Here is a 22,451-nt window from a genome sequence, read left to right as displayed (position 1 = left end):
TATTTTTGTGGAAAGTTAAATATATGTCGGAAAATAGTTTTTACGAAAATCTTCTATCCTTGCCAGATTTGAAGGTCGACTCAATAGAGCACTTACCTTCCAAGTTAGTTATTCACTGTCATCTATCGGTGAAGACAGGTCAATGTCCTGTTTGTCAGCAAAAGACAACAAGCATTAATCAATATACTGAACGTGTTTTACAAGACTTGACCATAGTTGGCAAACAAGTGTATTTGAAAATTCGCATACCACAATTCGAGTGTCAAAACTGTCATCGTTATTTGAGTTATGAGCTACCTTTCGCGGATGCCAATAAAAGCTATACACATCGTCAATCCAAGTGGATATTTGAACTTTGTAGCCAGCAACCCTTCACAGAAGTAGCGGCTTTGGTAAACCTCAGTAACAAAACGGTTGAGCATCTTTATTATGAGCATGTTAGCAAACGCCTACAAGTAAAAGAGCGTTTTAAAAATGTTCGCCAACTTGGTATTGATGAATTATCACACCGAAAAGGCAAAGGTGACTACTGTTGTGTTTTAACCGATTTAGAACGAGGTACTCATTTAGACATTCTCCCAGATCGAAAAAAAGAAACGATAATCGCTTATTTTAATGATTTAGGGGCTGGTATTTGTCAGCAAATCCAAGTTGTGTCTTGTGACATTTGGGACTCCTATATTTTGGCATCCAGACAATGTTTTCCCAATACGGAGATTACATTAGACCATTTTCATATTGTCAAAGCCCTTAATGAATCTCTCGATGCGGTCAGAAAATCGCTTCGTAAAGCTTATCAAACCCATCAAGAGTTCAAAAACATTAAATGGCTATTGTTTAAGCAAGCTCAAAACTGCACAGAAGAACAAACTCATTTATTGAACCTGGCTTTTGAAAAAAGTCCCACTCTACACCAGTTTTATATACAACGTAACCGATTCCATACCATTTACCAGTGTGCTACTGATGCTGAAAATATGACTCATTTACTTAATGATTGGATTGAACAAGCTACTAAATTAGAGCATCCTAAAACCAATAAGTTTATTAAAACACTCCAAAATTGGATGGCAAATATTGCTTCATATGCGAATACTTTTGCCACCAATGCCGTAACTGAAGGACTCAATAATCTCATTCGGCGCATCAAAAGAATATCGTTCGGTATGCCTAATTTTGAGCATTTGAGGTTAAGAGTTTTAGCAAAAAACATTTAGTCCACAAAAATGTTCCAAGAACCAATGTTTTTTAATAACCACAGCCATGCTTTTTTCAAAGCCCACTGCCGAAAGCCGATACCTGAAAGCCTAAAAGTTGAATTTTATTTTGCCTACTATCTTGATAATTCAATTTTACACTTATTCGGCAAAAAGTCTCGCAAAATGGTTTTCGAGGTGGTTTCTCATGCCATTGCGGAAAAGTTCTGGCGAGCCATTCTCGAGAATATCCACTAAGCCTTTGTGAGAGACAAATTTCTTTTGTGGTAAATCCTTTTTTAGTAATCCACTGTTGTGGACATAATCAAAAATAGGGAGCAACATTTTCTGGAAGCTTTTGAGGGTTTTGTTGCCAGTAATTTCATAGAGCTTTCCGTGAAAATTGATTTCATGTTCGATATTGAACAAATGTGATTCGCTCGAACTAGGTTCATTTTTGACAATTTCCTTCAACTCATCAATATCCTTTGGTGTAATTTTTTGAAAAATCAAATCAGCCATTCCAATTTCCAACACCAAACGTAATTCAAAAATTTCACGCAAAGTATCCTCATCCAGAATGTAAGGATTCATGCTTTTGCTCATGATACCTACAATATCTGGGCTTGTAATAACGGAGCCTTTTTTCTTTTTGGATTCGACAATACCCATGGTTCGTAGTCGAGTAATAGCTTCACGGATTACGGTTCTACTCACGCCCAAAAGCTCGACTAACTCCACTTCTTTGGGAATTACGTCACCAACTTTGAGTTTTCTGCTTTGGAGTAACTCCACCAAATTGGCCTCAACTTTATCTACCAACGAACTATTATCTACTGCGATGAAGCTATCGCTAAAATCTTCATTTGTCATATTATGTATTACTTATTTTTATAAAAGTAGTATAATCTATCGATTTTGAAAAGCAAAACGTATGAAAATTCGAGCTAGATGCTCTGCAAGGGGTATTTTATTATTTTGTCTAACATGAAAACTATTTTTTACTCTAGAATATCTATTTGTAACAAGAAATATTTATTGTATCCTAAATAAGTATTACATGTTAAATATAAAAATACTTATAAATAGGGCTTTAGAATGTTGTTTTAATAGGTATTTACTACTAAAATAAAATATTTTATAAAAATGTTACTAAAAATTTGCAAAAGTAGATTGCCACTCTATACCTTTGTTATGTAATACATAATACATTAACTAAACTATATTATGAAAAACATTTATCAGCGAGTGGGTTTACTCATGATTTGCATTCTGTGGACATTTGTTTCATGGGGGCAAAGCAAAAAAGTGAGCGGAAAAATTACCGCCTTAGAAAATGGCGAGGCCTTACCGGGTGTTTCGATTCTCTTAAAAGGAAAAACACAAGGTGCTAGTACCAATGAAAAAGGCGAGTTTAGTCTTGCTGCATCTGAGGGAGATATTTTGGTGATTAGCTATGTGGGATATATCAAGGAGGAAATCAAAATAGGAACTGCAACCAATTTGAGCATTCAGTTGCGTTCAGATGTTACTTCTTTGGGAGAAGTAGTTGTGGTAGGTTATGGCACACAATCGAGACGAAATATTACGAGTTCGATTGGAAAACTTGAAAAAGACATATTGGCGAATGCCCCAAGAGCTAACCTTGGGACAGCTTTACAAGGGTCTTTGGCAGGCTTACAAGTCATCAACCGATCGGGAACGCCAGGTGCCGCACCTACCATTTTACTTCGTGGGGGCGCCTCAATCAATAGCCCAGGAGCGCCGTTGGTTGTGGTTGATGGAGTGATTAGAGCACTTAACGACATTGCTCCAGACGATATTGAATCGATGGAACTTTTGAAGGATGCTGCTTCAACGGCCATTTATGGTGCAAGAGCCAACAATGGGGTAATTTTGATTACAACGAAACAAGGAAAAGCAGGTGTGGCAAGAGTGAATTACAAGTTTACCTTGGGTTACAACCAAAATCGACAAGGATATAAGTACATGAATGCTCGTGATTATATCTATTACAATCGTTTGGGAAATTTGAACTCAGGTAGAACATTAGCGCAAGTTAATGCCACTCGTGGATACGGCTTATTGACGGATGCTGCCAATTTAGGCTTATTTGATATTCGTGCCAATACGCCTGCCAATGCTGGTTTGCTAGCGCAAGGTTGGCAATCGATGGATGACCCTTACGGTGGTTCAATTTTATACAAAGATCATGGTGGCGAAATTGAGAATTTGGTTTTTAGAAATACCTATACGCAAGACCATTACCTGAGCGTAGAGGGTGGCAATGATAAAGGAAAGTACTTTGCTAGTTTTGATTATTACAATGAACAAGGCGTAATTGTTGGTTCTGACTACAAGCGCTACACAGGGAATTTGAATGGCTCTTACAAAGTAAAACCAAATTTAGAAATTTCGACAGGGGCAACGTTTTCGACTTCGTCCCAAATCGGAACGCTTGGTTCTGAAGCGAATACTCTATACAGAAGTTTAGCAATTTGGCCAACCATGAATCCATGGCTAGATTCTTTGAAAACCCAGCCAAACCCTGGCAATGGAGTTACAGATGGAAATCCGCTATATTGGTTACAGAAAACAAAGCGTGAAAATGAGGTAAATCGTATTACAGTTAATGCTTCGGCTAAGTATGATATTACCAAAGATTTGTACTTGAAGGTATCAGGTAATGCATATTTGTTTGAGTCACTGAACAACTCATTTAGTTTAGCCACTCAAAACTATACAAACTTGTATACCAACCCTGTCTCGTATAGCAATACTACTAGAAATGCGTCATCGCTATTCTCTCGTTCGTTCCAACAGCAATACAATGCGATTTTGAATTACCAGAAAAATCTTGGAGATAAGCATCATTTGACTGCCATGATTGGTACGGAATACTTCAAACAAAAAACTTTTGAAATGCAAGTTTTAGGCCAAAATGCACCAACAGATGATATTGAAACTGCTAATGCGTCGACCACTTTTGCTGCTGGAAGTAATTATTCTTACAAAGATGAATATCGTATTTTCTCACAATTTGGTCGTTTGAACTATGATTTTGATGAACGCTATTTGTTGAATTTTGTGGTAAGAAGAGATGGTATTTCAAGTTTGGCTTCGGATAATCGATTTGGTATTTTTCCGGGGATGTCGGCAGGTTGGAATTTACACAAAGAGGAATTTTTCAAAAATAGTAGTTTGAGTGATTATGTGAGTTCAGTAAAACCAAGATTTAGTTACGGAGTAAATGGTAACGTTGCAGGTATTGGTAATTATGAAGTGCAAGGAGTTTATGGTTCGCAAGGAAATTACAATACCAATTTGGGCTTTTTGAGTACAAGCATTATTAACTCTGGCTTGCGCTGGGAGAAAAGTACTACTTTGGACGTTGGTGTAGACCTTGGTTTACTCAAAAATCGTATCAGCTTGATGGTGGATTATTATGACCGTCGTACCAGTGATTTGTTGACCAATTTAACACTACCTAGTTATACAGGATACAGCTCAGTGCGTACTAATTTGGGCACTTTCCAAAATACTGGTTTAGAATTAACCTTAAATGCTACAATTCTACAAAAACCAAATGGATTAGTTTGGAATGTTGGTGGTAATGTTTCGTTCGTTGCCAACAAAATTTTACAGCTTCCATACAACGGTAATGAAAATAATCGTCAAGGCGGATTGCAAGTGTATGACCCTGCACAAGGAAAAGTCGTGTGGGTAGGCGGTTTGCAAGAAGGTCAGCCCTTAGGTGCTATTTATGGATACAAACAGGTTTCTATTTTCAAAAATGATGAAGAAGTAGCTCGTATTGCAGGTAATAGAGTTGATAATGTTGCAGGAATTGGCGGTCCATCGACAACGATGACTAATAAAATTGCCCCAGGAGATGTCAATTGGCTCGATGTAGATAACAACAATATCATCGACTCTCGTGACCAAGTGTATTTGGGAAATGTTAACCCGAATGTCATCGGAGGCTTTACTTCTACCTTGTCTTACAAACGTTTTTCACTCTTCACCAGATTTGATTTTGCTTTAGGACATACGATTTATAATGACCTTGTGGCTCGTACATTGGGTAACTATCAGGGTACTTTCAACTATCTCGAATTGCAGAAAAATGCTTGGTCGCCAACCAATACGGATACGGATATTCCCAAAGTATATTATGCCGACCAAGTAGGTGCACCAGCAGGAAAGAAAAACTATACAAGAGCTAACAATGCTGGAGCAGTTTTGAATGGAAACAATTCAAGATTTTATGAAAAAGGGGATTACTTAGCTTGTCGTGAAATTACGCTTTCTTATGATTTGCCAAAAAGTACCATAGTAAATAAACTATTCTCTCAAGCTCGTATTTACGCCAACTTCAATAATCTTTTCTATATCACTAAGTTTAGCGGTCCTTCGCCAGAGCCAGCTTCAGGAGGAATCTATTCGGGTACGTATCCAACACCAAGAACTGTTGTGATGGGAGTACAAGTGTCATTTTAATATTAAAGAAACCGATTTATGAAAAAGATATTTAAGATAACCTTTTTAGGAATAGCGATAGGATTGGGATTGACCGCTTGTAATACAAGTCTCGACCTAGCACCTATCAGTAGCATCAGTGATGCCAACTACTGGAAAACAGCCGACCAATTCGACGCTTTTGTTTCGGGAGTTCATTCAAGACTGAGAAGTCATAATGCCAATATTCAAGCATTGGGCGAAATGCGCTCGGATATATTTGGTACTGAGGCTAATAGTGCCAGTACTTTCACGGGTGAGGCCACACAAGGTTTAGAAAGAATGTGGCAACATACCCTCGATTTGGACAACTCGGGCGTGAGCAATTTTGGCGGATTTTATACCAATATTGTGCAGTTAAATTTGTTGATTAGTAAGTTAAATACGACCAATATCGTAAGTACTACCAACAAGAATTACTACTTGGGGATAGCCTACGGCATGCGAGCCTATTACTACTTTCATTTGTATCGTACATGGGGTAACGTAGTGATTCAGACTGAGCCAGTATTGTCGATTGATATTGCCAACTTGGCGAAAGAGGCTTCTCCAGAATCGGCAGTGATGGATTTGATAAAATCAGATATTGATAAATCTATTGCTAGTTTTGGTAGTGATTATTCTTTCAGAAATAACAAAGGCTATTGGTCAAAAGCCGCTTCATTGATGCTCAAAGCAGAAGTGTCATTATGGAATAGTCAGCGAGGTGGTGGTGTAGCCGATGCCACTACGGCATTGAATGCTTTGAACGAAATCAGAACTAATATCCCCAATCTTACGCTGTTACCAAGTTTTAGTAATGTTTTTGCCTCAAATAATAAAGGTAATAACGAAATCATTTTTGCCATTCGCTATGTATTGAATGAAGCAAGTATGGGTTTTGTATCGAGTAGCTTTGTTCCGCAAACAGGTTTGATTGCAAACTTTTATGACTTGAATGGCTCTCGCCAGTTCAATGTAAATACCGATAACTGGAGTGGCTTATTACGTGCTCCTGTGCGTATTGCCACATTCAAAAAGTTTGATGAAGCCGATACTCGTCGCTTGTCTTCGATTCAGCCAGCTTTTGAAAAGCGTAGCACAGGTTTTGAGTTGGTAGGTTGTTTTACCAATAAATTCCAAGGCGAGCAAAATGCAGGCTCACGTATATATACCAACGATTATCCTATTTATCGTTTTGCTGATTTGCTATTGCTTACTGCCGAGGCTAAAATACTATTAGGTCAAGACCCATCAGCCGAAATCAATCAGGTGCGTGCAAGAGCTTTTGGGGCTAATTATGTGGCTAGTAAATACGGATATCCGAATCAAGCAAGAGATAAAGACCCTAAAAATGCTATATTAGATGAACGATTGTTTGAGTTTATTTTTGAAGGAAAACGTTGGTATGACCTTCGTAGATTTGGCAATAGCTATGTTTTTGCCAATACGACTTTATCAAGCAATGAAGCCTACAAAGTGCTATGGCCGATCGACCGAAACTCTCTGACTAATAACCGTTCGTTGGTACAAACAGCAGGATATCCAAGTTTTTAATTTGAATTAAGAAAACTAAAATATAGGCAATTATAGAGGTACAAGTGAAGAAGATTTTTGTGTAAAACTTTGTACCTCTATGCCTTTGATTCATTGTCCCAAAAATAAATAATAATATGAAAATAGCTCATCTTGAAGGACTTATTGCTGCGCCTTTTACTCCAATGTACTCAGATGGAAGTTTGCATCTGGAATTAATTGAAGAATATTACCATTTGCTCAAATCTAATGGTGTGACAGGTGCCTTTATTTGTGGCTCAACTGGCGAAGGAGTTTCGTTGACGCATACCGAAAAACGAGCGGTTGCTCAAGCTTGGGCAAAGGCAACAGTAGGTGATCCAGATTTTAAAGTAATGCTCTTTTTGGGTGGTACAAGTATTGCCGATTGTAAAGAACTAGCGCTATTTGCTCAAGAATTAGGCTTGTATGCTATTTCGTTTACTTCGCCATTTTATTTTAAACCAAATTCGGTAGAAAAGCTTGCAGAGGCTTGTCAGGAAGTAGCTTCTGTGGTGCCCGATATGCCTTTTTACTATTATCATATTCCTGTGTTGACTGGCGTTAACTTTGCCATGTATGATTTGTTGAAAGCCATAGATGGAAAAGTGCCCAATTTTGCAGGAATCAAATATACCCACGAGGATTTCATGGATTATCAGTCGTGTTTAGAATTTCAAAATAAGAAATATGATATGCTTTGGGGGCGTGATGAAAATATGCTGGCAGCTTTGAGTTTAGGAGCCAAGGGTGCTGTGGGAAGTACTTTCAATTATGCCGCGCCTCTGTACCATGATATGATAGAGGCTTTTGAAAAAAATGATTTACCCAAAGCCAGAGCTTTACAAATGCAATCTATCGAAGTGATTCGTTTGTTGGGCAAATATGGGGGAATCGCAACAGGAAAAGCCTATATGAAATTGGTTGATTTAGACTGCGGAACGTTTAGACTACCCGTTAGAAATATGACAGATACTCAATTCGAACTTTTCAAGAAAGATGTCGAAGCATTGAATTTCTCTGTATTTTGTTCAAAAATGCACGCTTAAACTATGAAAAATTTACTTATGTCTACGATTATTTCTTGCATAGGATATACCAATGATATGTCGAACGACGTGCCACCTCAACTTCAGTGGTCGGTATTGCATTCATTGCCAGTGGCCAATGGACATACCAAACAAGCAGGCTTGGCTGGTCCAATCGTTGGCGTATCTCAAAATGTGTTGATGATAGCAGGTGGAGCTAATTTTGAAGATGCTTTGCCTTGGGAGGGTGGAAAAAAGAAGTATTTCGATGACATTTATGTATTACACAGAGATCCTAACAAGGCATTTTTCTGGCATTTTCAGACGTTTCGATTGCCTCAAAAAATGGCTTATACAACCACTGTTCAGTCTGCACAAGGGCTGATTTGTATCGGTGGCGAAGACCAAGAAGGTTATCGAAAAGAGGTTTTTATCCTTAAATGGAATCCACGGGAAGAACAACCAGTAATAGAATCTTTACCTGATTTACCACAAGGAATTAGTAATGCGGCAGCCACCATTGTTCATGATTCGGATATATACTTGGCGGGTGGCGAAACCAAAACTGGTGTTTCGAATCAGTTACTCAAATTGGATTTGAAACATATATCACTTGGTTGGCAACTCGTTACGGAACTTCCTGTGAGCCTTTCGCATGCTTTACTGTTTAATCTCAACCATCAATTATATCTAGTTGGCGGACGCCAAAGGCAAGCCAACGGCATTAGTGATTTCTATAATTCTTGTTATGCTTTTGATGATAATAAAAAAGTCTGGGCTACACAAAAATCTTTACCTTATGCTATTTCGGCAGGAACTGGCGTGGCGGCGAGTAAGCATCAATGTATATTATTTGGCGGTGATAAAGGCGAAACTTTTCATAAGGTAGAGATTTTGTTGGCACAAATTGCCCAAGAATCTGACCCTGAGAAAAAGGCTAAACTTACTGCCCAAAAGAATCATCTACAAGTTAATCACCCAGGTTTTAGTCGAGAAATATTACTTTTTGATTCCCAGAAAAATACATGGAAAAAGCTTGGTAAAATTCCTTTTGCTGTACCTGTAACCACTACGGCTATTATTTGGGACAACAAAGTCATCATTCCCTCAGGTGAAATAAAAGCAGGCGTAAGAAGTGTAGAAATATTAGTAGGAGAAATAAAATAGGGTTTTAATGATGAGTTATGAATTGTGAATTGTCCTTTGTCCTTGCCTAAAATAGGTTGTAAGAGAGTTGAGCTTTATCATTAAAATTAAATTGGTGTAGCGGTAACTCTTGCAGTTACCTCATTCAAAATGGCAACCGCAAGGGTTGCACCTACACCCCAAAAAAACAATAAATAAGAACTCTTTCGAACAAAATAAAAACCTTCGGACAGCAATGGCTTTAAATTTAAAATATTGATAATCAAGACTGTAAACTAAAAACTCAGCACTTATACTTAATTCGTTTGTTCAGTTTTTCACAAAAAACAATACTGAGGTTGATATCCGCAATCTAAAATCCAAAATCACCAATCAAAATGTTATTTAATTCCAAAAACTATAAATGGCTTGTTGTAGCGCTACTTTGGGTGGTGGCATTGCTCAATTACCTCGACCGACAGATGCTTTCGACCATGAAAGCAAGTATGCAGGTGTCGATTGTTGAGCTTCAGACTGCTGCAAATTTTGGGCAATTAATGGCCATTTTTCTTTGGATATATGGGCTTATGAGTCCTATCTCTGGACTCGCTGCCGACCGTATCAACCGCAAATGGATTATTGTCAGTAGTTTGTTTATATGGTCTGCTGTGACATTATTGATGGGTTTTGCTCAAAATTTTACTCAACTGTTGGCTCTTCGGGCATTGATGGGCTTTAGCGAATCGCTGTATATTCCTGCCGCCTTGTCGCTAATTGCCGATTATCATGATTCTAAAAGTCGTTCAATAGCCATTGGTATCCACATGACAGGCTTATATATAGGGCAGTCGCTCGGAGGGTTCGGGGCAACTATTGCAGCATCATTTTCATGGCAAGCCACTTTTCAATTATTTGGTTTTGTAGGGGTTGGATACGCTCTTTTACTCATGATTTTATTAAAAGAAAATCGAAAAAAAGAAGAAGAGAATGCAATTGAAGTACCAGAAAACCAAATAGTTACTAATTTGAAAAGCCTTTTTGGCAATACTGCCTTTATCTTGCTATTGCTCTATTTCACGATTCCTAGTCTGTCGGGCTGGGGTATCAAAAATTGGCTACCTACACTTTTTTCCCAAAGTCTAAAAATAGATATGGCTCAGGCAGGTCCGCTGTCTACCATCACCATGGCTTTTTCCTCTTTGGTTGGAGTTCTTGCTGGTGGATATTTATCTGACCGATGGATACAAACACATATTCGAGGACGAATTTTTGTAAGTACCATTGGTTTGGGGCTCACGATTCCTGCCTTGTTTTTGCTCGGTTTTGGTACGGAAGTTTGGCATTTGGTAGGAGCTGCTATCTGTTTTGGATTAGGATATGGCATGTTCGATGCCAATAATATGCCCATTCTTTGTCAAATCGTTTCCGAAAAACAACGTGGTGCTGCTTACGGACTTATGAATATGTGTGGGGTATTTGCAGGGGCATTGATTACCAATATTTTAGGGAAATCTACCGACCAAGGCAATCTAGGATATGATTTAGCGAGTCTGGGAGGCTTAGTTTTTATCGCCTTAGGGATTTTTCTAGCATTAATAAAGCCCAAAACCTCAAAGTGAAAATTGGATAGTTATGGACAAAGGGAAGAGCGATTATTTACCTGATGTGTACATGCTTCATCAAGGCAAGGGCTCTCCCTTTTCTTTCAATTTCTAAAAAATATGCAATCCAAAATGAACATCGAACGACTTACCTCATTAAGAGATTTTTATAAAAAACAACTACTAGAAGATACCATACCCTTTTGGTTTCCTCGAAGTATAGATTGGGAATATGGCGGTTATCTGCTCATGAGAGACCAAGATGGCTCGCTTATCGACGACGATAAAGCCGTTTGGATTCAGGGACGAGCAGCTTGGACACTTTCGACGTTGGTAAATACCTTTGGCGAAAATGAAATGTGGCTCAATGGTGCCAAAAATGGGATAGATTTTCTGAATAAACATTGCTTTGATACCGACGGACAAATGTTTTTTCATGTAACTCGACAAGGAGAAGGTATTAGAAAACGTCGTTATTATTTCTCTGAAACTTTTGCTGTAATTGCTCACGCTGCCTATGCTAAAGCATCGGGTGATGAGTTTGCGGCTCAAAAAGCTCGTGAGTTATTTGGCAAATGTTTGGAATACGCTACCAATCCAACCTTACTACCAGCAAAGTTTACGAACACACGCCCAACACGAGCAATCGGTGTGCCCATGATTATGATGAATACCGCCCAACAACTTCGTGAAACCATTGGTGATGAGCGCTGTGATGTTTGGATTGAAACTTGGATTCAGGAAATAGAACAGTATTTTGTCAAAGATGATATTCGCTGTGTAATGGAAAGTGTGGCGCTCGATGGCAGTATTATTGATCATATCGACGGACGTACCCTCAATCCTGGGCATGCGATTGAAGGGGCTTGGTTTATTTTGCACGAAGCCCAATATCGCAACAATGATCCTCATTTGATTGAATTAGGCTGTAAAATGCTCGATTATATGTGGGAAAGAGGTTGGGATAAAGAACACGGGGGCATTTTGTATTTTAGAGATGTTTACGACAAACCTGTACAGGAATACTGGCAAGATATGAAGTTTTGGTGGCCACATAACGAAACCATTATCGCCACTTTATTGGCCTATTTGATGACAGGAAATGAAAAATACGCCCAGTGGCATCAAATGGTGCATAACTATGCCTATAAGCACTTTCATGACCCTATTAATGGTGAATGGTATGGGTATTTACACCGTGATGGAAGCCTTGCTCAAACTGCCAAAGGTAATCTATTTAAAGGCCCTTTTCATTTACCTCGCCAAGAATGGTATTGTTATAAAATTTTGAATGAGTTTTTAGAAAAAAGAGGATAGAACATCAGCTTTAGATATTTAACTATAACTATGAAAAAAATACTAGGAATCATCCTGAATGTCTTGTTGACAAGCCAATTGTGGGCACAAGTACCTGTTTTTACCTCAGGACAAGAGGGGCATAAATCTTTTAGAATACCTGCCATAATCAGTTTACCTGCGGGCGAATTATTGGCTTTTGCCGAGGGGAGAGTCAACGGAAGTGGCGATTTTGGAGATATTAATATTGTCCTGAAGCGTAGCAAAGATCAAGGAAAAACATGGGGCAATATCGAAGTTGCCATCAATTATGATTCTCTTCAGGCGGGTAATCCTGCGCCAGTCGTTGACCTTACCGACCCCAAATATCCACAAGGGCGTATCTTCCTTTTTTACAATACTGGAAATAATCATGAAGGAGAAATTCGTAAAGGACATGGTATCAGAGAAGTTTGGTTTGTGACATCCATAGATGCAGGACACACATGGTCAAAGCCCCAGAATATCACCACACAAGTGCATAGACCCAACCAACCAAAGATTAATCCAGCCTATCAGTTTAAAGAAGATTGGCGTTCGTATGCCAATACACCTGGGCATGCTACGCAGTTTTTGAAAGGCAAATACAAAGGTCGCATCTTTGTGGCAGCTAATCACTCACAGGGCGAGCCGCAAGCACATTTTGTGGATTATTTTGCCCATGGATTTTATAGTGATGACCACGGAAAAACTTTTCATTTGAGCGAAACCATCAACATCGCAGGAGGCAATGAGGCTACAGCAGCGCCATTGTCAGGCAATAAATTGATGTTTAATGCTCGTAATCAAAAAGGAGATATTCGCCAGCGAATTGTAGCGATTAGTAACGATGGCGGACAACATTGGCACGATACCTATTTTGATCCAAACCTCCCTGATCCTGTATGCCAAGGAAGTATTCTGAGTTTTACAGAAGGTAAAAAGACGATTCTTGTTTTTTGTAATGCCGCAGATACAAAAAATAGAGATAACCTTACTTTAAGAATCAGCTATGACGAGGGAAAAACGTGGGTGAAAAATTGGGTTATCGACAAAGCTGAGGCAGGACTTACACGCGACAATGCTGCCTATTCGGATATTGTGCCAGTGGGGAAAAATCAAATTGGGATTTTGTACGAAAAAGACAACTACAAACAAATCATTTTTCATACAGTGTCATGGAAGTAAGAGCGATTGGCAAAATCCCATGAAATGGATGTTTACAGTTTTGCCATTTTTCGAATAACAATCATGAAAAAATATCTTTTTACACTTCTAGGCAAATTGCTGTGCTTGAGTCAATTGGCGCAAGCACAGCTTGAATTACCCGCTATTTTTAGCGATAACATGGTTTTGCAGCAGAAAATGGCTATTCCTGTTTGGGGAAAATCATGTCGAGGTTGTGAGGTGCAAGTTTCGTTTGATGGATTTTCACTAAAAACTAAAACAGATAAGAATGGTCATTGGAAAATCAATATGCCTGCTCATACCGCAGGAGGACCTTTTCAATTGCTGGTTACCTCCCAAAAACAGCGTCTAGTTTTTCAAAATATTCTAGTGGGGGAAGTGTGGCTTTGTGCTGGGCAGTCCAACATGGAATTTCGTTTGGAACAAACCAAAAATGCCAAACAAGAAATATCGCAAGCGAATAATACTCAAATTCGATTATTTCGTATGACCCCTCGTGCAAAGGCTCGTCCCTTGGCGAAGGTGGTATTTAGTGATAGTCTTTTGTCTGAGTTGCAAGCAGGTAAGTTTTATGAGCCTACGAGCTGGCAAGTATGTACATCCGAAACGGCTGCTAAGTTTTCGGCGGTGGGTTATTATTTTGGTAAACAATTACAGCAAAAGCTCAATGTACCAATTGGGCTCATTTGTAATGCCGTTGGCGGTACTACTACCCAAGCTTATATCGATTCGGCAAGTTTGGCTTCGCATCCTCAATTACAGCAGTTTGTGGATAAAGATTGGTTACAAAAAGCCCAAGATATTCATCCTTGGGTATTGGAACGAAGTAATGAAAATTTGGCTCTTACGTTACACGATGCTACGCCCAATCGTAAGTTTTTACATCCATTTGCAGGTTCTTTTTTGTTTAATAATGGCATAAAACCTTTAGCACCCTTTGCCATCAAAGGCGTGATTTGGTATCAGGGTGAATCCAATGCCACACATCCCGAAATTCATAACCCTTTGTTTGAGACTTTGGTAAAAAGCTGGCGAAAAACATGGAATCAAGGTGATTTTCCTATTTATACAGTCCAGCTTCCTGCCATTGCTAATCGTTCTGGCTGGCCTGCTTTTCGTGCAAGTCAGTTTGAGTTGAGTCAAAAAATCAACAATGTCGGTATGATAGTGAGTATTGATACAGGGGATTCCTTGGATGTTCACCCGACTGACAAAAAGCCTATTGGCGAGCGACTGAGTCTATTAGCTTTGGGTAAAACCTATCAGTTACCTCTTGATTATTCAGGGCCTATTTTTAAAGAATATCAGCAAAAAGGAAATACTCTTGAACTTAGTTTTGACTTTTCCAGACAACTGCAAACCAGTGATGGATTAAATCCCAAAGGCTTTATCTTGCAAGGATTTAATCTAGGAGGAACAGAAGTATCTTTCTTTTATCCTGAAAAAATAACGCTCTTTTCTGATAAAATAATCCTTACCTTGCCTTCGGATAAACAGGTTGCCCAAATCAATTATGCATGGCTTCCTAATCCAAAATGTAATATTGTCAACGAGGCTAATTTACCATTGATGCCGTTTAAAATAGAATTGAATGGGAATTTTTAAAACGGATTTTACGATAAAAAAACATATTTATACTCAAACAGAAATGAATTGCGACAAATAGTCTTGCTAAAGGTTTTATTAATAGCACTTTGTGCCTTAGTGCCTTTGCAACTCTGTGCCTTTTGTCTATAACATATCATCTATGAAAATCAGATTTGCAATAGGCTGTGTATTCGGCCTATTTTTTGCCTTTATGGCACAGGCTCAACAAGTAAAGTATCGTTTTCCAGATTCTTTATTTTCAACCTATTACCATCAAAGAGTAGCTCTTTTTAAAGTTTTGCCTAAAACTTCTAAAGATATCATTATGTTGGGCAATAGTATTACCGACGGTGGAGAATGGGCTGAAATGTTTCAAAATCCTCATATTAAAAACAGAGGTATCAATGGCGATATTAGCGCAGGAGTATTGAACAGAATCGATGAAGTAGCTGAAAGAAAGCCAGCTAAGGTGTTTTTGTTAATAGGAACCAATGATTTGGCTAGAGGAATTTCGCCAGACAGTGTGGTCAAAAATATTCGTCAGATTGTGGCAATTTTGCATGAAGCATCGCCTAAAACGCAGATTTTTGTACAAAGTATTTTTCCTGTGAATGAATCTTTCAAGAAATTTGGAGGACATACTAGTAAAAAGGCTGAAATCATTCAAGTAAATCAATCTTTGAAAAATCTAAGCGATTCACTGCCATTTGTGTATCTCGATGTATATACAAGTTTGGTAGACGAAACAGGTCGAATGAACCCTAAGTTCACTAATGATGGGCTTCATTTGTTGGGAGAGGGGTATTTGGCATGGAAAAAAGTGATTGAAAAGGATCTTAATTAATCGTGCAGAATAAGATTTAAGTTTTTTTGAAGGCATAAGGCAACAGGCCTTGCTGTTTCAAGTTTAATAACTTGGAACAATAAATCAAGTGCAGTCTCCGACTGCATAACCAAAAAAGCCAATAGCAAAGGTTGAATATTTTAGTGTATTCAGTTTGAGCAAGGTCGCAGTCGGAGACTGCTTTTTATCTGGCGTTCCAAGTTCTTAAACTTGAGAGAGCTAGGAAATTAGACTTTAACCTTTTGATTATGAATACCTTCAAATAACCAATAGACTATTAACTAATAACGTTTTCATACTTATTCACAATTTACAACTCACAATTCAGCACTAATCCTTATGTTGCCCGAAGAGAAAATTTATAACTACCTAAACAAACGTTGTGCTCCACAACATCCCGATTTTATCTTGGTATTGGGTAGTAGCGATTTGCGAGTACCGAAGTTTGCGGCTGAGTATTTTTTAGAAAATCCTGTAAGCAACATCGTTGTTTCAGGAGGTTTGGGAAAGATTACCAATGAAATTTGGACGCAGACAGAAGCACATACATTTTCCAAAGTTATGATAGATTTAGGTGTACCAGCCGAGAAAATCTATTTGGAAGAAAATGCCTCTAACACAGGTGAAAACATTCTTTTTTCCAAAAAATCATTGAACAACATGGCTTACCACATCGTGAAGGCCTGTTGATTGCCAAACCTTACATGACTCGCCGAGCTTATAATACCGCTTCTCAACAGTGGCCTGAGGTAGAATGGTCGACCTCAGCCGAACCACTGACTTATGATGAGTATGTAGATTTGGTAGACGATAAGGAAACCTTTATTCACCTGATTGTAGGCGATTTGCAACGCATAAAAGTATATGGACAATTAGGCTTTCAGATAACAGAACAAGTACCAGCGGATGTTTGGGAAGCGTATGTAGAGCTGGTTGATAAAGGATATAATCGGTTTGTTATTGATCATGTTGGGTAAGAATTTTACCAAACATGAGTCATCCCGAATTGAGTGATTATGGGAAAATTAGGAAAGACGTAATGACTTTGTCTCAAGCCAAGTTATATCGAGCATAATAGCATCAAAAAAGCGGTCGGAAAATATTTTTCGATCGCTTTTTTGATAAAAACTTGAAGAATAATTCCAATCTTCAAAATTCTGGATGACTCCTGTTTAAAACCCTATACCAAACTGAAAGGCAATACCTACTGAGGTTGGTTTGTCGTTACCAAAACGAACGGGCAAGGGAATAGCGATAAAATAATTGGTATCTTTTCCTTTTTTAATAACCTTATTGAAAACGGGCGTAAACCCTAGTCTTCCAGAAGTTTCGAACGCCGCACGACCAACAAAGGTAAATACGTGTTTGAATCGAAACATAATGCCGGGATGAAATAAAAAATTACTCACACGAGTCTGACTGGCATCGCTTCTTACAAAGGGCACAAACTCTAAACTAGCTCCAATGTGGTCAGATTTTAGGATATTGATACCTACGGGCATTCCAACAGTGTACACCGAGCCAAAGTTTCCCGTACTACCTTGCGAGTCAAATGTAAGGAGTGGATGTACTAGTCCTGCATATCCTACTACTTTAGGATAGCTATTACTTGGAGTTTGAGCCAATGATACAGTAGGTTGAATCGTAAAAATTAATAAGCTCAAATATAAAAAGAGAGAGTAATTGTTTTGCATAAAATGTTTTTTCTACAAAATTCTTACCCGAATCTTTCCCTAAATAGTACTATTATTACCTTTGGTATAAATTTTACTTTTTTGCTGTTTTTCTATAATTTGAGGGACTTTCTCCCATGATTTCCTTGAAAGTTTTAGTAAAATGACTTTGATCCGAAAACCCTGATAAATAGGCTATCTGGGTTAATTTATAATTGGTACTGACCAATAAGTCTTTTGCTTTTTCGACTCGTAACTTACGGATATATTCTCCGTAGGACATATTGTCAAAGTATTTGGGAAACTCCCTTGAAAGATAGGTTGGATTGAGGTCGAGTTCTCTCGAAATATCGCTAAGTGAAAAGCTTAAATCGGCATCGATATAATCTTGTAAGAGATGTTTGAGGTCGAGTACCCAGTTGGGTGTATTTTCGTTCATCAAATTTCCTTCCGCCGACAAGCCCACTAAGATACGTTCCACGCTACTTTGTACATGTTTGGCCTTTTGCAAATGACTCGCCCATGCATACAACGCATCGTAAATGATTGCTCCTTGGGCTAGTAATTGATGGTCATCCAAAATATTATAGGATAAACCCGACGAAATCGCCCATAGTCCTGCCGAGTATGGCGAAAAATCGTGACGGTCAGTATCGGCACCACGAATAATCGGTGCCATGATTTTAAGCGCAGGATCGTTTAGTTTATACTTTTTGAGAAGCGTATCGAAAGTACAGTATTTCCCTCGGTGTGAAAGTTCTACACGAGGTATGTCAAATGGGATAGCATCTTGTAAATGAGCTATTTCTAGGACTTTATCCGATGGAACAAATAAAAATTCAGCATCGGCATCAATGTATTTTTTGATAAGTCATGGACAAGCTATTCTATCTATTTTGGGTCTTTCACGGGTAATCCACTTCATTTTTTATTCAAGACTTTTTCTTAAAAGTAAGTAATAGTGCAATTTAAGATGATGCCACTTCCATATATTCAGCTTCTTTTTGAGTTTTGGCATTTTTGAAACATACCACAAATGCATGGCGATAGTCGATGTATTTGTAAGTGATTTCAAAAAAATGTAACTCGCAAATTTGCTTGACAATAGATAATCCTAAACCAATGGAGTCAGGGTTTTCTTTCTTAAATCGTCTGAAAAGCTCTTCGGTTGGCATACTTGGGGCTTTTCCTGTGTTTTCAATATAAAGTTTTTTGGGAGTCAAGGTTACGGATATTGTTCCATTACAAATATTGTGACGGATGGCATTGCTAAATAGATTATTCAAAAGAATAGAAGCCAATACAGGATGAAGTCTGAGCGAAATATGCGGTTCAATTTGCTTTTGAAGCGTAATAGATTTCATCTCTAAAAGTTCTTCAAAGCCTTCCAGTGTTTCATTGACTAATTGCGAAAAGTTGATTTCTTCGATACTTTCATATTCTTGATTTTCGAGTTTTGTCAATAAAATCAACGATTGGTTGGTTTTGTTGAGCTTGTCGAGCGCATTGAGGGAGGATAAAATTAAACCTGCTTGTTCATCACTAATGGGCGATTGCATGAGCAATTCTAGTTTTCCTTGAATAATTGCCAAAGGCGTTTGTAACTCGTGAGAAGCATTTTCAGAAAACTCCTTCAGAGAATTATAGTCACAAATCGCTTTATTCATCATTTTTTCCAGAAAATGATTCAAACGATTAAACTCATTAATGCTAGTTTCGGGAAGGTGAATTGCTTGTTTGTTTTTCAATGAAAAGCGATGTATTTCATCTAAAGTATTATGAAAAGGTGCTAAAATTCTTTCGGAACCCAACCTGATAAAAACCCATAAAAGTACAATTAGCAATAGGAAAATACCCGCCATCGACTCAAACACCACTTTGGTGACATCGTCGGTATTAATCATCATATTGTATACCGAAATATCATAATGATGCCCATTGATTTTGTACGATGCCGAGGCTTTTATCTGACGGTCAATACGTTGTAATTGAGGACTCCACGCCAAAGTATCGGATAGCGTGACTTTTTTAACAGGAGAATTGTAGGGAATTTCAGCAATATGCAATTGTTCTCTTACGAGCTTTTCATAAGGGACGCCATTTTCGATTTTTTGACAAATATGGTGTAAAAGTTTTTCTTGTTCTTTCGCTTGAGCTATTTCGATATGAGATTCAAAACTGTAAAAAGTCAGTATCCCTCCGACCAAAAAACAAAGGCCGAAATACCTAAATACCAAGAAGTGAATTTATTAATGAGTTTCATAATGTTTCGTAGCAACAAAAAGGATTGTGTAATACGTGAGTTATCAGGCAGGAGGCATTAGGCAGATAGTTTTAAAATGTTTTTTTGCTGAAAATTTAATTTTACCCATCTTCTTGCCTTTAATGAGCATTATGCTTAATGCCTACGGCTTACAGCCTAAAGCCCACTCGTACATTCTATTTTGCATTTGTGTCAAATTTATATCCAAGACCATAAACCGTTGAAATATAATCGTTTCCATCAAAATTGCTAATCTTTTTTCTCAGATTTTTTACATGTTGGTAAACAAAATCAAAATTAGATAAAGTATCTGTATAATCTCCCCAAAGATGCTCTGCAATAGACTGACGAGTGATGACTCTATTTTTATTCGCTAAAAATACACTAATAAATCAAACTCCTTTTTGGTCAAGTCTAAGGTTTGTTGATTGACTTGTACTTCGTAGGTAGTGGTATTAATGGTTATTTCATTGAAAGTTACCACGTTGTCGCCTCCCAAATGATTTCTACGATAAAGTGCTCGTAATCTGGCTAATAACTCCGATAAATGGAAGGGTTTTGTAAGATAATCGTCCGCTCCAATTTCTAATCCAGTGATTTTATCATCTAAAGAATTTTTGGCAGAAATAATCAATACACAACTCTGGATCTTATTCCGTTTGATAAAACGAAGGATATCTAAACCATTGCCGTCGGGCAACATAATGTCTAACACAATACAGTCATATTCAAAACCCAGCAAGCGGTCTTCGGCTTGTTGGGCAGTGGCACAAAGTTCACATACAATGCCTTCTTTGCTGAGAAACTGGAAAATATTTTGAGCCAGTTCAGGATGGTCTTCTACGATTAATATTTTCATAAGTGCCTAAAATAGAAAATTCTTTTTGAAGCAAATTTGAAGAACTGTAAAGTTTTTAAATCGCCTCAATATTTTCTTGATTTTATCCTTTTCCTTTAACGAATCAAATTCATTCTTCTTAAAATACTACAATTATTGTATCATATTGGTACTATAGAACAGGATACAACATAAAAACTGTTCAATTTTGTTGAAACTTCAAAATCTCCTCAAAATCTTGCTGAAAATTTGAATTAATCAAGCGTTAATTCGTCCATTTTCTCAACAATTACTAATGATATGAGGCTTTGTGGCAAAGATACCAAAGTCTTTAATTTCTCATAAAACTATGTCTCTAAAACCCTTGTTCATGTTTTTGTGTTGCTTTTGCTTGCTTCGGCCTGCTTTTGCACAAAAACCAGTATTTACTCTTTCGGAAGCTATCCAAACGGGTTTGCAAAACTACAATTCTATCAAGGCCAAAAAGAGTTATCAGGGTGCTTCAACTGCTATGGTTGAAAATGCCAGAAGACAATTTTTGCCTGATGTAAACACCGCCATTCAACAAAACTACGGAACAGCCAATGGACAATTTGGTCCTTTGTACTCGTATAAAGGCGTAGGAATAGCGGCAGCGGGTCCAAATTCAGCCTCCCAAAACTGGAACACCGCTTTTGGGGCGCTTTATGCCACCAATATCAACTGGGAGGCTTATTCTTTTGGACGTTTGGATGCTACCCTCGATTTGGCAAAATCGCAGGTAGCGCGTGATTCATTAGATGTACTTCAAGAAAAATTTGCGCACAGTATGAAAATCGGTGCGGCTTATTTTAATGTGCTGGCGGCACAAAAGTTTGTGGAAGTCAGTCAGGCCAATTTCAAACGTGTAACAGCTTTACAAGATGTCGTAAAAGCACGCGCCAAAAATGGTTTGAATGCAGGGGTTGATTCATCTATTGCCAATGCCGAAGTCTCTAATGCTCGTCAGGGAATTATTGATGCTAAAAATCTTGAAATTCAGGCAAATGCACAGTTAGCACAGTTTCTTAATAAATCTCCACAAGCTTTTGATTTAGACAGTTTATACTTTATCAGTATTCCTAAAAGCTTGGAAACTGCTCAATCTATCGAGCAAAATCCAACCCTTCAGTGGTATGCTTCAAGAATTACTTTAGCCGAAAAACAACAAGTTTTATTTGAAAGAAATAAGCTTCCTACGGTAAACCTTTTTGGCGCTTTTCAGACTAAAGGTTCAGGTTTTAAAAATGACTATACTCCTGATAACCATCATATTGACGGCTCTTACTTCGGTGGAATTGGACCTACTAGGAGTAACTTTTTAGTGGGAGCGGGAATATTCTGGAATTTTATGGCTCCAACCAAAATCAATAAGCAAATAGAGGCACAAAAGTTATTACGAGAAGGCCTGCGCTATGAGTATGAACAAATGAGTTTGCAACTACAAAATCAGGTAGTTTTGGCGGATCAGCGTATCCAAAATGCCTTAGCAAGTTTTCACGAAGCACCGATTCAGTTAGAAGCTGCTCGTACTGCTTATAATCAAAAGGCATTATTATACAAAAACGGTTTGTCGAATATCATCGACCTTACCCAAGCGCTATTTGTATTGAACAGAGCCGAAACCAATATCAATGTAGCTTATGCCAATGTTTGGCAAGCCCTATTGCTCAAAGCCGCCAGTTCTGGTGATGCTGATTTACTCATGAAACAAGCTAGATAATT

General features: G+C 38.1%; 19 protein-coding genes. 13 read left to right on the top strand and 6 right to left on the bottom strand.

What is annotated here, in order from left to right; all coding sequences use genetic code 11:
* Nucleotides 1-23 precede the first annotated feature (23 nt).
* Nucleotides 24-1,217 carry an ISL3 family transposase gene (locus BWI92_RS15750; RefSeq protein WP_095164216.1) on the top strand — a complete coding sequence of 398 codons (1,194 nt, stop codon included), beginning with the start codon at nucleotides 24-26 and terminating at the stop codon, nucleotides 1,215-1,217.
* Between the two features lie 141 nt (nucleotides 1,218-1,358).
* On the opposite strand, the gene BWI92_RS15745 is transcribed toward BWI92_RS15750, so the two are convergent.
* Nucleotides 1,359-2,069, bottom strand: a complete 711-nt coding sequence (locus BWI92_RS15745; RefSeq protein ID WP_095164215.1) for a FadR/GntR family transcriptional regulator — start codon at nucleotides 2,067-2,069, stop codon at nucleotides 1,359-1,361.
* Nucleotides 2,070-2,423: 354 nt separating this feature from the next.
* Between BWI92_RS15745 and BWI92_RS15740 the strand changes: the two genes are divergently transcribed.
* From BWI92_RS15740 to BWI92_RS15690, 11 genes are all read left to right on the top strand, one after another.
* Nucleotides 2,424-5,696, top strand: coding sequence for a TonB-dependent receptor (locus BWI92_RS15740; protein ID WP_095164214.1), 3,273 nt, complete (start codon nucleotides 2,424-2,426; stop codon nucleotides 5,694-5,696).
* Between the two features lie 18 nt (nucleotides 5,697-5,714).
* Nucleotides 5,715-7,250 (top strand): SusD family outer membrane lipoprotein NanU, encoded by a 1,536-nt coding sequence (gene nanU / locus BWI92_RS15735; RefSeq protein WP_095164213.1) that lies wholly within the window; start codon nucleotides 5,715-5,717, stop codon nucleotides 7,248-7,250.
* Between the two features lie 116 nt (nucleotides 7,251-7,366).
* Complete coding sequence (locus tag BWI92_RS15730; RefSeq protein WP_095164212.1) at nucleotides 7,367-8,296, top strand: dihydrodipicolinate synthase family protein; 930 nt, start codon at nucleotides 7,367-7,369, stop codon at nucleotides 8,294-8,296.
* Nucleotides 8,297-8,299: 3 nt separating this feature from the next.
* Nucleotides 8,300-9,442: a hypothetical protein gene (locus tag BWI92_RS15725; RefSeq protein WP_095164211.1), complete on the top strand. Its 1,143-nt coding sequence runs from the start codon at nucleotides 8,300-8,302 to the stop codon at nucleotides 9,440-9,442.
* A gap of 356 nt (nucleotides 9,443-9,798) precedes the next feature.
* Nucleotides 9,799-11,019: an MFS transporter gene (locus BWI92_RS15720; RefSeq protein WP_095164210.1), complete on the top strand. Its 1,221-nt coding sequence runs from the start codon at nucleotides 9,799-9,801 to the stop codon at nucleotides 11,017-11,019.
* A gap of 102 nt (nucleotides 11,020-11,121) precedes the next feature.
* Nucleotides 11,122-12,318, top strand: coding sequence for an AGE family epimerase/isomerase (locus BWI92_RS15715; RefSeq protein WP_217903421.1), 1,197 nt, complete (start codon nucleotides 11,122-11,124; stop codon nucleotides 12,316-12,318).
* Nucleotides 12,319-12,348: 30 nt separating this feature from the next.
* Entirely contained in the window at nucleotides 12,349-13,503 is a 1,155-nt protein-coding gene (locus tag BWI92_RS15710; protein ID WP_095164209.1) for an exo-alpha-sialidase, read from the top strand.
* Nucleotides 13,504-13,566: 63 nt separating this feature from the next.
* On the top strand, nucleotides 13,567-15,108 hold the full coding sequence (locus tag BWI92_RS15705) for a sialate O-acetylesterase (protein ID WP_176464443.1): 1,542 nt from the start codon (nucleotides 13,567-13,569) through the stop codon (nucleotides 15,106-15,108).
* A gap of 142 nt (nucleotides 15,109-15,250) precedes the next feature.
* A complete protein-coding gene (locus BWI92_RS15700) occupies nucleotides 15,251-15,934 on the top strand; it encodes a GDSL-type esterase/lipase family protein (RefSeq protein ID WP_217903420.1) in 684 nt (227 codons plus the stop codon).
* Between the two features lie 339 nt (nucleotides 15,935-16,273).
* Nucleotides 16,274-16,624 carry a YdcF family protein gene (locus BWI92_RS15695; RefSeq protein ID WP_095164207.1) on the top strand — a complete coding sequence of 117 codons (351 nt, stop codon included), beginning with the start codon at nucleotides 16,274-16,276 and terminating at the stop codon, nucleotides 16,622-16,624.
* A 14-nt stretch (nucleotides 16,625-16,638) separates the two neighbouring features.
* Nucleotides 16,639-16,911: a hypothetical protein gene (locus tag BWI92_RS15690; RefSeq protein WP_141234805.1), complete on the top strand. Its 273-nt coding sequence runs from the start codon at nucleotides 16,639-16,641 to the stop codon at nucleotides 16,909-16,911.
* 195 nt (nucleotides 16,912-17,106) lie between these two features.
* Here the strand turns inward: BWI92_RS15690 and BWI92_RS15685 are convergent, their stop codons facing one another.
* From BWI92_RS15685 to BWI92_RS15670, 5 genes are all read right to left on the bottom strand, one after another.
* The gene (locus BWI92_RS15685; RefSeq protein WP_095164205.1) at nucleotides 17,107-17,628 is read right to left on the bottom strand and encodes a hypothetical protein; all 522 of its coding nucleotides are present in this window, start codon (nucleotides 17,626-17,628) and stop codon (nucleotides 17,107-17,109) included.
* Nucleotides 17,629-17,701: 73 nt separating this feature from the next.
* Nucleotides 17,702-18,463: a chromate resistance protein ChrB domain-containing protein gene (locus tag BWI92_RS15680; RefSeq protein ID WP_229363196.1), complete on the bottom strand. Its 762-nt coding sequence runs from the start codon at nucleotides 18,461-18,463 to the stop codon at nucleotides 17,702-17,704.
* A gap of 112 nt (nucleotides 18,464-18,575) precedes the next feature.
* Complete coding sequence (locus BWI92_RS15675) at nucleotides 18,576-19,814, bottom strand: HAMP domain-containing sensor histidine kinase (protein WP_141234804.1); 1,239 nt, start codon at nucleotides 19,812-19,814, stop codon at nucleotides 18,576-18,578.
* 232 nt (nucleotides 19,815-20,046) lie between these two features.
* Complete coding sequence (locus BWI92_RS28700) at nucleotides 20,047-20,211, bottom strand: helix-turn-helix domain-containing protein (protein ID WP_310588914.1); 165 nt, start codon at nucleotides 20,209-20,211, stop codon at nucleotides 20,047-20,049.
* 32 nt (nucleotides 20,212-20,243) lie between these two features.
* On the bottom strand, nucleotides 20,244-20,729 hold the full coding sequence (locus BWI92_RS15670; protein WP_310588910.1) for a response regulator transcription factor: 486 nt from the start codon (nucleotides 20,727-20,729) through the stop codon (nucleotides 20,244-20,246).
* 328 nt (nucleotides 20,730-21,057) lie between these two features.
* On the opposite strand from BWI92_RS15670, the gene BWI92_RS15665 reads away from it, so the two are divergent.
* A complete protein-coding gene (locus BWI92_RS15665; RefSeq protein ID WP_095164203.1) occupies nucleotides 21,058-22,449 on the top strand; it encodes a TolC family protein in 1,392 nt (463 codons plus the stop codon).
* The last annotated feature ends 2 nt before the right edge of the window (nucleotides 22,450-22,451 follow it).

It is taken from the genome of Flectobacillus sp. BAB-3569 (assembly GCF_002270355.1).
In the GTDB taxonomy this organism is placed as follows: domain Bacteria; phylum Bacteroidota; class Bacteroidia; order Cytophagales; family Spirosomataceae; genus Flectobacillus; species Flectobacillus roseus.
Note: the sequence above shows the minus strand (reverse complement) of the source record. Positions and strands in the feature narration are given on the sequence as shown.